A 14497-nucleotide genomic window follows, 5' to 3' on the forward strand; every position below is an offset into this window, starting at 1 on the left:
CGCGGTTCTGGGGCAGGGTGCGGATGCGGAAAAGTTCGAAGAGATTGCCGGGAAGATCAAGGCCGCTGCCAACAAACTCCTCTGGAGCGAAGAGGAGCATAATAAGAAAAAAAATAATTTAGTGTAAAAGTAATTTTTTTAGTGTATTAGATACACTTTGTGTGAAAATTATTGAGAAAAGAACTTTATATTTGGGAAATGAATTAGCATTAATTGAAATGAGGAAAGGTAATGGCTAAAAAAACTATATTAGAGAAAATATTTGAGCATTTCGACTCAAATCCAAAGAAGTCTGATACTGGCTACTTTATACCGTCGTTATGGACATTGAATGACGGACCGTCGCGCCCGATAAGGGTAAATGCAAATGAATATTTCGGAGGTATTGTATCTGATATACTCGAAAAAAAAGAAACAGGAAAGGATTATAGTGTTTCTATATCAAAGAGTAATGGACTGCAACACGGAAACGGAGGAGACTGGACATATTCATCGAGGATATATAATGTATTTCCAAGACTTACAACGGCTTATGATCACGATCAGGACGGGAATGTAGGGGTTCAGAAGAAGGATATTACAATGTCGAAGAACGGTTTTAGGGAATCAGGAACTTTATTGAAAACGATAGCCCTACTACCTTATTTAAAGGCTTTGGGAACAAACGTTGTATATTTTTTACCGATAACCAGTATTGGAAAGGATGGAAACAGGGGAGACCTTGGATCGCCTTACGCCATAAAAAATCCATATAAATTGGATGAAAATCTGGCAGATCCAATGATACCTTTCACAGTTGAAGAGCAGTTTGAGGCCTTTGTGGAAGCGGCTCATATAATGGGGATGCGGGTAGTATTAGAGTTTGTATTAAGGACATCATCGCTTGATGGAGATTGGATTAAGGAGCATCCTGAGTGGTTTTACTGGATAGATAAGAACTATGTTGATGAATACCAGAGTCCGGAGTTTCCGGCTCACGAATTGGCAGAAATAAAAAAGATACCTGACGGGGGAGGATTCCATTTTGCTCCGCAGCAATCATACAGGGATCATTTTAAGAAGCCACCAACACCGAAGCAGATAAAAACAGTAAAAGGTAAGTTTGTAGCTAAAACTGAAGAAGGAGAATTGGTTATTCCCGGAGCATTTGCCGACTGGCCACCTGATGATATTCAACCTGCATGGAGTGACGTAACATATTTCAGAATGTATAATTACGAGTATGATTCAGGTCATAACGACTATAATTATATCGCTTATAATACAATCCGTTATTACGATCCGGAATTGTCTCATCCAACTAATGTAAACCGACCGTTATGGGATAAGCTGGCCGGTGTAATTCCGCATTATCAGGAGTTTGGTATTGATGGAGTGATGATGGATATGGGACATGCTGTTCCTAAACCATTAATGGCTGAGATTATTTCAACTGCCCGCGAATACGATAAAGATTTCGCATTCATGGAGGAGAATTTTGAAATAGAATGGCCAAGCAGGGATGCCGGTTATAATGGAACTTTAGGTTTTGAGTGGAGAGTATCCTCTAAGCCCGGCGGTATTAAAAATGTAATAGAGAAAGCTGCTGAAAAGTTACCTTTTCCGTTTTTCGGAACAGCTGAGACTCATAATACTCCGAGAGCAATGCAACGAGGTGGGGAAATGCATTCGAAGCAGATGTGGGTGATTTCTTCTTTCCTGCCAAACTGTATGCCGTTTATTCATGCAGGTTTTGAGATAATGGAAGATTATCCTATTAATACAGGTTTAGGTTTTACCGAAGACGAGACTTCTCATTTTGGTTCACAGGCTTTGCCATTGTTTTATAAAAATGCTTATAACTGGAATAGGGATTATAATCTTATTGGATTTATTAAGCATGTAAACTTTCTTAGGGATAAATATCAGAATATAATAGCCACCGGTAATGAGTTATCAATAAAGGTTCATTATCCTGAGAGTAATAATGGCAGTGTAACGGCCTTTGAGCGCTTTGATCCGTGGCAGCAATGGAAGAGTATTTTAGTTATTTGTAATACTAATTACCATAATTATGAGAAATTTTATCTGAAAATTGATGGCACACACAGTAATACATACCGCGATCATTTGAGTGGTGATACAGTAAGTTTCGTAGATCAATGGATGAGTTACGATTTAGCTCCGGGACAATGTATGCTTGTTGAACTGGATAAGTATTTTGGATAAAATGATCAATTTCTGGCCGTGGTAGTAGCGGCAGCTAGGACTAAAGGAAGAGTATTGAACAAAAAAACAGCGGGGCTCCAAAAAAGGAGACCCCGCTGTTTTTATTGTGATAATACCTGTTTATACTCAATTTTACACGAATAAAATTTGTATTTCCGTCTTATTATTCAAAATAAAAATGAACCGTAGCTTTGGCTATGCTTAATTTTTCTTTTTCAACTAAGACGAAAACCCTTAATTTTCTTTTAGTGTAAAACTAAACACAAACAGGTATAGTTCTGAATTTGGCCTACTATAGCGGATAACGCCTACCTGACTGCATCGCGCAGGCAGGCGAAATGCCAGCCAACTATTTCACTGAAAAATCCTCAAATCCATCAACTACTACGGTGTATTCCGGATCTTCGATAATATTTACATCAATAATTTTTTCAGCTTTATCAATTAACTTTCTACAATCAGGACTAAGGTGACGAAGGTGAATCTGTTTTCCTTCCTGTTCGTATTTTTTAGCAAGTTTATTTATCGCTTCAATACCTGAATGATCAGCTACTCTCGATTCTTTGAAATCAATTATAACTTCATTAGGGTCATTTTTAACATCAAATTTACTGGTAAATAATTGAGTAGAACCAAAGAATAAAGGTCCAAATATTTCGTAGTTCTTAACTCCATTTTCATCAATGTATTTGCGGGCACGAATACGCAATGCATTTTCCCAGGCAAAAACAAGAGCAGAAACTATAACTCCCGCGATAACAGCAACAGCAAGGTCGAACATTACTGTAAGTACTGTAACCAACAGAATAACCAAAGCATCGGCAGCAGGAATCTTATTTACAACGCTAAACGTACTCCATGCGAAAGTACCAATTACTACCATGAACATAACACCTACAAGTGCAGCAACCGGGATCATTTCTATATATGTGGCACCAAATAAGATGAACAGTAATAGGGCTACTGCTGCAACAATACCTGATAATCTACCTCTACCGCCCGATTTAATATTAATGATACTTTGACCGATCATGGCACAACCGCCCATACCTCCAAAAAATCCGTTTACCATATTGGCGGCACCCTGTGCTATACTTTCCTTATTGGCATTACCATGAGTTTCGGTTAATTCATCAATAAGGTTTAGAGTCATAAGAGATTCAATTAAACCAATGGCCGCAATAATTGTTGCATATGGAGCAATGAAGTATAAAGTTTCTAAATTAAATGGAATCATCGGTACGTTGAAACTAGGAAGCTTTGCCTGTATACCTTCACCTCCTTTTGCCTGAACAAAAGACAGTACAGTTTCAGTTTCAATACCACTGAAAATTACGATGAAAGTTACAGAAACAATAGCAACTAATGCAGCCGGAACTTTGGTTGTAACTTTTGGAAAGAAGTAAAGAATAGCCATTGTTAGAGCAACCAATCCTATCATAGTATATAGTTGAGCTCCTTCAAGCCAGTTTCCGCCAACCTGAAACATTCCTAGTTGTGCTATGAAAATTACTATGGCCAGACCATTAACAAATCCCATCATTACCGGATGAGGAATTAATCTGACAAATTTTCCCAGGCGGAAAACACCTGCAAATATTTGGATTAAACCTGCTAATAAAAGAGTGGCAAATAAGTACTGAAGTCCGGCTCCTTCGCCTCCCATTTCCGTGCCTATTTTTACAAGCGATATCATCACAACAGCAGTAGCTCCTGTAGCTCCGGAAATCATTCCCGGGCGACCTCCAAAAATAGAGGTAACCAAGCCCATCATAAATGCTCCATAAAGTCCTACTATAGGTGAAACTCCTGCAATAAATGCAAAAGCCACAGCTTCAGGAACAAGCGCTAAAGCAACTGTTAGCCCCGATAGAACATCGTCCTTGATATTGCCATTTTTCTTTTCAATGAATTTAAATCTCTTCATAGACTGTTTAATCTTAATTTTTTTAAGCCGGCAAATATAGTGTAAATTAAACACTTTCAAAGTTTTGAGTGGTGAAAAGCTTCGGGACATTATTGACCTGTTTGAATAGTCAATTTATCGTATTTTATAAAGAAAAAGCTCCGGATTTAAAAAAAATCCGGAGCTGAAAATATATAAATAAGTTTTATTTGTTTACCTGATGTAAGTGAACATCTGTTTGAGGGTAAGGTATTCCAATACCCACTTCATCGAGTTCCACTTTAAACTTTTCTAACAATTCGAAATAAACATTCCAATAGTCTGCAGTTTTTACCCATGGTCTTACATGAATATTTACAGAACTGTCGGCTAATTCGCCAACTGCTACCATTGGGGCCGGATCCGCAAGTATCCTGCTGTCCTTCTTCATTATTTCAATAAACAGGTCTTTGGCCTGTTTAATGTTGGCATCATACGAAATGCCCATTAATATGTCGACTCTAACCTTATCCATAATTGAGTAATTGGTTAGTGAACCATTAGCCATTGGAGAATTAGGTATAATTACAACCCTGTTTTGCGGAGTAGTAAGCTCTGTAACGAATATTTTAATTTCTCTAACTGTACCAATATAGCCCTGAGCTTCGATAAAATCGCCTACTTTGTATGGTTTGAAAATTAATATTAATACTCCTCCAGCAAAATTTGATAAAGTTCCCTGAAGAGCAAAACCAACAGCCAGACCTGCAGCACCAATTACGGCAATAAATGAAGTGGTTTCAACACCTACCATAGATGCGACAGAAATAAATAACATTATTTTTAGACCCCAATCAACCAGTGTATGTAAAAAAGGCTTTAAGGAAGGATCATAGTTTTTGTTTTCCAGTGTTTTATCAATAAGTTTTAAAATGAATTTAATTATTTTAATACCAATGATGAGGGTAATAATTGCCAGGACCAGCTTTGGCCCGTACTCCATAAGCATTTCAATAGCTTTGTCGAAATATTTTTCGATTGAGGAATTGTCAAAATTCATAATGATTTTTTATTTTAATGTGTTTAATAAATAGGAAGTTAATGAATATTATAAATTAGGCAAAAAAATACTTACTAAATATTTCTAATTTCTACAGGCAGTTAACATATTGTCATGATTTTAGATAAGCTTTTGCATAATAGAAATCCATATATTACATTTGATCGAACTAAAACAAATAAATTATGCGTACAAAATTGAGTTTTCTGGTTGCATTTTTACTTTTAACGGTATCTATTAATGCACAAAATGTTATTGGTAAGTGGAAAACAATTGATGACGAAACTAATAAAGAAAAGTCAATTGTAGAGATTTATGAAAAAGGAGGAAAGATTTTTGGAAAGATTGTAACACTTCTCAACAGAGAGCCCGGAGATGAAGATCCGCTTTGTGATAAATGTACAGACGACAGAAAGAACAAGCACCTTGTTGGAATGGAAATAATAAGGGAAATGGAAAAAGATGGTTCTGAATATGAAGACGGTACTATTATGGACCCTAATAATGGAAAAATATACGACTGTAAGCTTTGGGTGGATGAAAATGACAGTAAAGTTTTAAATGTAAGAGGTTATATAGCCTTTTTCTATAGAACCCAAACCTGGTATAGGGTAGAATAGAATAATCTAACTTTGTATTAATTTTACATCGCTTAGCGGAGGTTACTTATTATCGTCATCTCGACCGAGAGAAACGAGTGGAGAGATCTTATCCATGATACTACAATTTTTCATGAGATTTCTCCACGAGCTGTCGCTTGGTCGAAATGACGTTTTTTATAGACATAATTATTATTAAACAAACATGCGCGAATTCGGACTTATAGGTAGAAATATATCATATTCATTTTCTGAGGGATATTTTACAAAGAAATTTGAAGAGCTGGGAATCACTGATTGTAAATATTCAACATTCGATTTAAAAGAAATTTCAGATTTGAAAGAATTATTAGAATCTAAACCTAATTTAAAAGGCTTTAATATTACAATACCATATAAGGAAGATGTTTTGGCTTTTTTGGATGATATTGATGAAAGTGCAAAGTCGATTAAAGCTGTAAATACAGTGATAATTGAAAATGGAAAGCTGATAGGTTACAACACCGATACTTTTGGTTTTAAAACATCGATAAAACCATTTTTTGAGCCTCAACACCGAAAGGCTTTGATACTTGGAACCGGCGGAGCTGCTAAGGCTATAGCTTTTGTGCTAAAAGAATTGGGTGTTGATTTCTTCTTCGTTTCCCGAAATCCAAAAAAAGATGATGAAGTTGCTTATTCCGATCTTACGGAGCAGGCGATTAAAAACTTTCCTTTTATTATAAATTGCTCACCTGTTGGTACTTATCCTGATGTTGACAGTGCACCGGGTATTCCATATGAAGGAATTACTTCCGGACATTTATTATATGATTTAGTATATAACCCTGAGGAAACGAAGTTCCTCAAAAACGGAAAGGAAAGGGGAGCTGCAACAGTAAACGGACTTTCTATGTTGCATCATCAGGCCGAGGAAGCCTGGAGGATTTGGAACAGATAATTTTTAGTAAATGGTTGTTTAAAGTTGTAAAAATCATTTAATCAATGCAAAAAAGAAAAACATCAATAAAAATACCTGCTACAATTAAATATTTTGCAGGAGCCTTAGAGAAAATATCTCCTAAGTTGGCTTTAAAGTTTGGGTTAGCCTTATTTTACAAACCAATACGATTTCAACGTCCCGAGCGCGAAAATAAAATTTATTATTTGGCAACTTTAGACAATTTATTGTTGAAGGGAAGAAAAATAAGGACCTTTTCGTGGAAAAAGGGAGAAAAAAAGATTCTTTTGGTTCATGGATGGTCGGGAAGAGGAACTCAAATGAATAAACTGGTTGAAAGTCTTCTTGCAAATAATTTTTCTGTTTATAGCTTTGATGCACCTGCTCATGGTGAGTCGGAAGGAAAGCGGACTCATATGTATGAGTTTGTAGATGCTATTTTAGAAATGGAGAAAAAAGTCGGGAAATTTGATTTGATCATTGGTCATTCTATGGGAGGCATTGCAGCATTAAATGCTGTTAATAAAGGGGTAGACGCTCCAAAAGTAGTCATTATAGGAACTCCAAATTTGATTGAAAACGTCATCACTGATTTTTGTATGAATATTAATTTCAGCGATAAAATGATTCCCTTAATCAAAGATTATATAGAAACCAGATACGATGAAAGAATAACTTCTGTTTCGGGAGAAGTAGTAGGTGAAAAAATAGATATTCCCATACTTATTATTCACGATGAAAATGATATTGATGTTCAGTATTCGGAAGCAGAAACCATGAATAATAAAATAGCTAAGTCAGAATTATTTAGTACCAAGAATTTAGGCCATCGCAGAATTTTAGCTGATGATAATGTAATTAGGGAAATTATTGACTTTATAGCTTGAATTAGCGTGAAGGATTATTAATACCAAATACATATCATAATGTTGACTTGTAATTGGTATAATATCTAATCTTCATGGTTTGCAATAGTAATTGTTATTCCCAATGACTTTATTTTCTCAACTATATCCTTACTTATTTTATTATCTGTTATAATGTGATCTACCTGATCAATTTCGCAAATTCTACCAAAACTTTTCTTTCCAAACTTTGACGAATCTGCTAAGACGATAACTTCTTTCGAAGATTCTATCATCTGCTGGTTCAAATGAGCTTCTAAAGCATTTGATGTAGTTAATCCATAATCTAAATCTATTCCGTCAACACTTAGAAATAATTTACTGCAAGCCGTTTCTTTTAGTATTAACTCAGAGTAATGCCCTATTACAGAGTTTGAACTTTGCCGTATGTAGCCCCCCAATTGTAATACTTCAATGTTAGGTTTGTTTAATAGTTCTATGGCTACATTGAGTGCTGAAGTTACTACAGTAGTTTTAATGAGAGGGTTAATGTGTTTGGCAAATGCCAGTACAGTAGTTCCCGATGCTATAATTATATATTGATCATCACTGATAATCTTAGAAGCTTCTATCCCAATGGCTGATTTCTCTTTTACATTAATAAATTCTTTTTCATTTATTGGTTTATCGTTTACGTAAGGTTGTTCCAATGATGCCCCTCCATGTTTTCTGAAAAGTAATTTTTTTGCTTCTAAAATTTTTAAATCCTTTCTGATCGTTACGGTAGAGGTATTTAGTGCATCGCTTAGATCCTGAACTTTTACATTTTTCTTTTCTTTAAGAATTTCTAATATTTTTTGATGTCTGTCCATATGAAAATACTATGGTTTCGTTTTTTAGATATGTGTAATATGTAAAAATAATATAAATTTTAATATATATGTATTAAAAGCTATAATGTTTTATATTGGTTGTATTTGCTTATTTATAGCGTGTAAGGCTTGTAATATATAGGCGTTGTATTTAAGTAGTTTATATAAGTTGCAGTAGCTTGAGAAGGAAGATTGACTTGTTTTTTTATTTTTTGTAAAAAAAAAGCAAGGTTACGTTTTGGTTTCATATGTATAATTTGTACGTTTGAATACTTTCAAGTGAAACTAGAAAGAAGGTAAACGAAACTATAAGATAAGTAAATGTAATTATGGAACTTGTTGTTACTAGAGAAGAATTAATCAGGGAAATTCAGGCTGAGGATACTGTTTGGGATATAATAATTATTGGAGGTGGATCGACGGGACTTGGGGCTGCATTGGAGTCAGCAACCCGTGGTTATAAAACTTTACTTCTTGAACAATTAGATTTTACAGTTGGTACTTCAAGTAGAAGCACAAAGCTTGTACACGGTGGGGTGAGGTATCTGGCACAGGGCGATGTTTCGTTGGTCCTGGAGGCCCTAAAAGAAAGAGGGTTATTGCTTCAAAATGCTCCACATCTTACAAGAAATCAGAAATTTTTAATTCCGGCTTATTCATGGTGGTATAAACCATTTTATACAATTGGGCTTACTGTTTACGATTTGTTGGCAGGCAGGTTAAGTTTGGGTAGATCTGTTCCATATACAAAAAGAAAAACTATGGAAAAGCTGCCTACAGTAAAGAAAAATGGTTTACGTGGTGGCATTTTATACCATGATGGTCAGTTCGACGATTCCAGATTGGGATTAAACCTGGCACAAACTACAATAGAATACGGAGGAGTACCTTTGAACTACATGAAAGTTACCGATTTGATAAAAGAAGGTGGTAATATTAGTGGTGTTGTAGCTAAAGATGGTGAAACCGGAAAGGAATACAAAATAAAAGGAAAGGCAGTTTTAAATGCTACCGGAGTTTTTGTAGATGATATATTACGGAAGGATAATCCAAAAGCTAATAATATGCTTATTGCAAGTCAGGGAGTTCACCTTGTATTGGATGGTGATTTTTTACAATCAGATCACGCAATAATGATACCTAAAACTCCCGATGGAAGAGTATTATTTGCTGTACCCTGGTATGGAAAAGTAGTAGTTGGTACAACTGATATTCCTAAAAAGGAATCGTTAATTGAGCCTATTGCTACTGATGAAGAAATAGATTTTATATTAGAAACTGCCGGTAGATATCTCGCAAAAGAACCTACTCGTGCCGACGTGAAAAGTGTATTTGCTGGTTTGCGTCCACTTGCTGCACCAAAAAAAGCAGGGGGTAAGACAAAAGAAGTGTCGAGAAGTCATAAAATTATCACTTCCAATTCGGGTTTGGTTACAATAATTGGAGGTAAATGGACGACATATCGCGAAATGGGGGAAGAAGTTGTTGATAAACTTGCCGGTATAGCAAAACTTCCAAAGAAAGAATCTGTAACTCCTCATTTAAAAATACACGGATACAAAAAAGGAGTAGATTTTAATAATCCTTTATATTTTTATGGCTCGGATATAGAAACTATTTATAAATTAGTCGAAGAAAATTCAGAACTCAGTGAAGTAATTAGTGAAGATCTGAAAATAATTAAAGCTCAGGTAGTAATGGCAGTAAGGTATGAGTTAGCAAGGAATGTAGTAGATTTTCTGGCACGGAGAATTCGTGCATTGTTTTTAGATGCAAAAGAAAGTATTAGAATTACTCCTGTAGTTGCCGAAATTATGGCAAAAGAATTGGATAAAGACAAAGAATGGGAGAATGAACAAGTAGAACTATTTAATAAAATTGCAAAAAATTACATTTTAAACTAATTTAATATGCTCAATTTCCTAAGACAGCCTCCAAACAGAGACCTTATTTCTGAAGAGAAGGTTGATAGTACATATAAAATTTTACGATTTCAGGTTTTTGCCGGGATATTTCTTGGTTATGCCGGGTATTATTTGGTTAGAAAGAATTTTGCTCTTGCGATTCCTGATTTGATTAAAGAAGGATTCACTAAAACCGAGCTAGGTATTGCATTATCCGGAGTTTCGATTGCATATGGATTAAGTAAGTTCTTAATGGGAAACGTTTCTGATAGAAGTGATGCCAGAAAATTTATGACCCTTGGATTAGCTTTATCCGGTATTGCAATGATAGCGATGGGAATTTTTCCATTTGCAACATCATCGATAGCTGTAATGTTTGTTATTTTGCTTATTAACGGTTGGTTTCAGGGAATGGGATGGCCACCAAGCGGCAGGGTTATGGTTCACTGGTTTTCTATTACCGAGAGAGGCACTAAAATGTCTTTTTGGAATGTAGCGCATAATGTAGGTGGAGGTTTGATCGGACCATTGGCTATATTGGGGTTAGAGATATTTAGCGATTGGCGTGCTACTTTTTACTTTCCGGGGATGATTGCTCTGATTATTGCTGTTATTACATACATATTAGTTAGAGACAGGCCTCATGCAGTAGGATTGCCTGCAATCGAAGAATATCGAAAAGATTATCCTGAAGATCCCGAAGAGGCGAGTGAAAAGAAAATTTCAGGCCGAGAGATTTTTAGCAAATATATATTTAATAATAAGATGCTGTGGTTTATAGCTTCAGCCAACGCTTTTATTTATCTGGTGAGGTATGGAGTTCTGGACTGGGCACCTACATATTTGTCGGAAGAAAAGGGTTTTTCGTTCGATGAATCCGGATGGGCATATTTTGCTTATGAGTGGGCAGGTATTCCGGGAACTATATTAGCCGGTTATATGAGTGACAGATGGTTTAAAGGAAAACGGGCTCCGGTAAGTATAATATATATGTTGCTGGTGTTAATATCGGTGGTTGTTTACTGGAAAAATCCGATCGGAAATCCAATGATTGACAATTTATCGCTGATAGCCATTGGATTTTTAATTTATGGACCGGTAATGTTGATAGGAGTACATGCATTAGATTTGGTGCCAAAAAATGCTGCCGGAACTGCGGCAGGTTTTACAGGCTTATTCGGATATTTAGGAGGAGCAGTATTTGCAAATATTGCTATGGGAGCTATCGTTGATAATTTTGGATGGGATGGAAGTTTTATTACATTAATTGCTGCATGTATTCTGTCTATAATACTTATTGCTTTTACTTTACGGATTGAAAAAGATAAATAATTATTATAAAAGATCTTATTGAAGAATAATCATATTTAAAATGGCGTTGGTGCTAATTTGGAGAAACCTGAAGTTAATGTAACAGGGTTTAATTCCGGAGTTTATATTTTGAATGTTGTTGAAAACAATAAAATAGTTACACGAAAAATTGCTATCAGATAAGTATTTATAAAATTATATATATAAAGGCTGTAATGGATTCAAATCTGTTATAGTCTTTTTTATTTAAAATCTTATCTTTGCACAGATTTTTCAGAAAAAAATAAATGACTGAGACAGAACAAGAAAAGTTATTGGAACAGGGAATTATGCTCCCATTGATGGAGGAGTTTTATTCACTGCAGGGAGAAGGATACCACACAGGGCAGGCTTCATATTTTATCAGGATAGGCGGATGCGATGTTGGCTGCCACTGGTGCGATGTAAAAGAAAGCTGGGATGCAAAGCTACATCCTCCTACCATGGTTGATAAAATTGTGGAAAATGCAGCTAAATATGCAAAGACAGTTGTCATTACCGGAGGAGAACCATTGATGTGGAACTTAGATTATATAAGTCGACAGTTGCATTCGAGAGGAATTAAAGTACATATAGAAACTTCGGGGGCTTATCCTATAACGGGTAGATTGGATTGGATATGTCTTTCACCCAAGAAAACATCTCTTCCTTTGGAGGATAATTATAAGGAGGCCGATGAGTTAAAAGTTATTATACAGAATAAGAATGATTTCAAATTTGCCGTAGAACAGGCTTTAAAAGTAAATGATTCATGTAAGTTATACCTTCAACCTGAATGGAGTCAGAGGGAAAAAATGCTTCCTCAAATTGTTGATTTTATTCTAGAACATCCTGAATGGAAGGCATCTCTTCAAACACATAAGTACATGAATATTCCTTAGGAATTCTTTTCTGAATTAAAATATAGTTCTTAACTTAGGGATATGAGAAACTCTTTTTTTTTATCCCTATTTTTTTTAATTATCCTTCCTTTCAGTTCGATTGAATCGCAAGAGGTTGATAAGGCTGAAAAGTATTTCCAAAAGGCGAAATCTTCATTACGGAATAGAGATTATGATAAAGCAGAGGAGTATCTGCAGAAAACGGTTTATTTAAATTCAGATAAGTTTGATGCTTATGTGATTTTAGGAGATATTTACTTCAAATCAAAAAGATATGAACCTGCTATTGAAAACTATAAAACAGCTGATTTATTAAGGTCTAAGTATTTTTTAAAATACAAGATGGCAAATTCTTATTTTTATCAGGGATATTATAAGGAAGCCAGGAAGAATTATTTAGAATATATAGAAAAAGCACCTAAAAGTAATAAAGGTGTGAAAATTGCCAATAAACGTTTAGAAAATTGTGATTTTGCAATTGAGGCAATGAAAAATCCGGTAGACTTTGATCCTGTAAATGTTGGAGCGGGAGTTAATACTCAGGGATATGAATATAATCCTGTTGTGTCTGTAGATGGTAAGACATTAATATACACGGGTATTCGTATAAAAAATGGTCAAAAGGTCGAAGATTTTTTCATAAGTAACAGAAAAGGCGAAAACTGGGAAAGAGGGATCCCTTTACCCGGAGATGTAAATACAAATGATAATGAAGGTGCTCACTGTATTAGTATGGATGGGAAATTTTTATATTTCACATCCTGTGGCCGGGAAGAAGGTATAGGCAGCTGCGATATTTATGTTTCGATAAAAGAAGGTGGAAAATGGTCGAGACCAATAAACCTCGGTAGGGGAGTAAATTCTACTTCATGGGATGCTCATCCGGCAATTTCACCTGATGGGAATACTATAATTTTTTCTTCTTCCAGACGTGGAGGAAAAGGAGGGAAAGATTTGTGGGTTTCGAAATTTGAAAATGGAAGGTGGGCAGAGGCTCATAGCATAAAGGAATTGAATACTGATGGTAATGAAGTAACTCCTTTTTTGCATGCAGACGGTAAGACGATATATTTTTCATCTGATGGACTTTTAGGAATGGGAGGTACTGATTTTTTCGTGTCGTATTACGATGAAAAAAGTAAAAAATGGTGCCAGCCAATTAATTTGGGATACAAAATAAACTCTGCAGGCGATGAATATAGTTTGATGGTGACCAGAGATGGTAAAAGTGCATATTTTTCTTCTGATGCACTTGATGGGTTTGGTGAAATGGATATTTATAATTTCGAATTGGATGAAAAAGTAAGAGGAAGTAATACAGCCTACCTAAAAGGAAATATTTATGATAAAGTAAGCAAGAAGAATATTAATAACTCAAGTATTTCTATTGTTGATTTAAAATCATCAAAAGCTATACATTCTGTTTCTGTTGAATTCGGGAAATATCAGGCACTACTTCCAGTTGGTAAGGTCTATGCTGCAGTAGCAATGGCTCCTGGTCACCTGTTGTATTCCGAAACATTTAAATTCGACAGTGATTCTGTCGGTAATTATGTTGAGAAAGATTTTTGGTTGCAAAGACTGAAAAAAGGAAAGAGAATGAATTTGAATAATATTAATTTCGAATCCGGTAAGTCGGAATTATTGGCGGAGTCATATTTTGAACTGAATATTTTGGTAGCCTATTTGAAAGAACATTCCCAATACAGAGTCAAGATAATTGGACACACCGATGATGTAGGGAAAGTTGAATATAATCAGAAACTATCGGAAGCCAGGGCTAAATCGGTGAAGGAATATCTAACTGCCAAGGGAATAGGTGTAAAAAGAATGCAGTCTTTTGGGAGAGGAGAAATTAAACCCATTGCGACAAATGAAACATTGGAGGGCAGAAGTAAAAACCGTAGAACTGAAATTTTGCTTTATTGAGTCTGTGATTTAATGAGTCAATGA

Annotated in this window: 11 protein-coding genes; 8 read left to right on the plus strand and 3 right to left on the minus strand. The window is 35.4% G+C overall.

Annotation, left to right across the window (positions count from 1 at the left end; all coding sequences use genetic code 11):
• Window positions 1-231: 231 nt before the first annotated feature.
• The gene (locus ABFR62_09065; protein ID MEN8138572.1) at window positions 232-2208 is read left to right on the plus strand and encodes an alpha-amylase family glycosyl hydrolase; all 1977 of its coding nucleotides are present in this window, start codon (window positions 232-234) and stop codon (window positions 2206-2208) included.
• A gap of 349 nt (window positions 2209-2557) precedes the next feature.
• Here ABFR62_09065 and ABFR62_09070 read toward each other — a convergent pair whose 3' ends face one another.
• Together ABFR62_09070 and ABFR62_09075 are read right to left on the minus strand one after the other, a co-directional pair.
• Window positions 2558-4135 (minus strand): SulP family inorganic anion transporter, encoded by a 1578-nt coding sequence (locus ABFR62_09070; GenBank protein MEN8138573.1) that lies wholly within the window; start codon window positions 4133-4135, stop codon window positions 2558-2560.
• A gap of 184 nt (window positions 4136-4319) precedes the next feature.
• Window positions 4320-5153, minus strand: a complete 834-nt coding sequence (locus ABFR62_09075) for a mechanosensitive ion channel domain-containing protein (protein MEN8138574.1) — start codon at window positions 5151-5153, stop codon at window positions 4320-4322.
• Between the two features lie 185 nt (window positions 5154-5338).
• Between ABFR62_09075 and ABFR62_09080 the strand changes: the two genes are divergently transcribed.
• From ABFR62_09080 to ABFR62_09090, 3 genes are all read left to right on the plus strand, one after another.
• Window positions 5339-5773: a DUF2147 domain-containing protein gene (locus ABFR62_09080; protein ID MEN8138575.1), complete on the plus strand. Its 435-nt coding sequence runs from the start codon at window positions 5339-5341 to the stop codon at window positions 5771-5773.
• A 184-nt stretch (window positions 5774-5957) separates the two neighbouring features.
• The gene (locus tag ABFR62_09085; GenBank protein MEN8138576.1) at window positions 5958-6692 is read left to right on the plus strand and encodes a shikimate dehydrogenase; all 735 of its coding nucleotides are present in this window, start codon (window positions 5958-5960) and stop codon (window positions 6690-6692) included.
• A 44-nt stretch (window positions 6693-6736) separates the two neighbouring features.
• The gene (locus ABFR62_09090) at window positions 6737-7579 is read left to right on the plus strand and encodes an alpha/beta hydrolase (protein MEN8138577.1); all 843 of its coding nucleotides are present in this window, start codon (window positions 6737-6739) and stop codon (window positions 7577-7579) included.
• A 65-nt stretch (window positions 7580-7644) separates the two neighbouring features.
• On the opposite strand, the gene ABFR62_09095 is transcribed toward ABFR62_09090, so the two are convergent.
• Window positions 7645-8409, minus strand: coding sequence for a DeoR/GlpR family DNA-binding transcription regulator (locus tag ABFR62_09095; GenBank protein ID MEN8138578.1), 765 nt, complete (start codon window positions 8407-8409; stop codon window positions 7645-7647).
• A 329-nt stretch (window positions 8410-8738) separates the two neighbouring features.
• Between ABFR62_09095 and ABFR62_09100 the strand changes: the two genes are divergently transcribed.
• From ABFR62_09100 to ABFR62_09115, 4 genes are all read left to right on the plus strand, one after another.
• On the plus strand, window positions 8739-10313 hold the full coding sequence (locus tag ABFR62_09100) for a glycerol-3-phosphate dehydrogenase/oxidase (protein MEN8138579.1): 1575 nt from the start codon (window positions 8739-8741) through the stop codon (window positions 10311-10313).
• 6 nt (window positions 10314-10319) lie between these two features.
• The gene (glpT, locus tag ABFR62_09105; GenBank protein ID MEN8138580.1) at window positions 10320-11645 is read left to right on the plus strand and encodes a glycerol-3-phosphate transporter; all 1326 of its coding nucleotides are present in this window, start codon (window positions 10320-10322) and stop codon (window positions 11643-11645) included.
• A 266-nt stretch (window positions 11646-11911) separates the two neighbouring features.
• The gene (locus tag ABFR62_09110) at window positions 11912-12544 is read left to right on the plus strand and encodes a 7-carboxy-7-deazaguanine synthase QueE (protein MEN8138581.1); all 633 of its coding nucleotides are present in this window, start codon (window positions 11912-11914) and stop codon (window positions 12542-12544) included.
• A 42-nt stretch (window positions 12545-12586) separates the two neighbouring features.
• On the plus strand, window positions 12587-14473 hold the full coding sequence (locus ABFR62_09115) for an OmpA family protein (protein MEN8138582.1): 1887 nt from the start codon (window positions 12587-12589) through the stop codon (window positions 14471-14473).
• The last annotated feature ends 24 nt before the right edge of the window (window positions 14474-14497 follow it).

The sequence above is a fragment of the Bacteroidota bacterium genome, from assembly GCA_039714315.1.
Lineage (GTDB): Bacteria > Bacteroidota > Bacteroidia > Flavobacteriales > JADGDT01 > JADGDT01.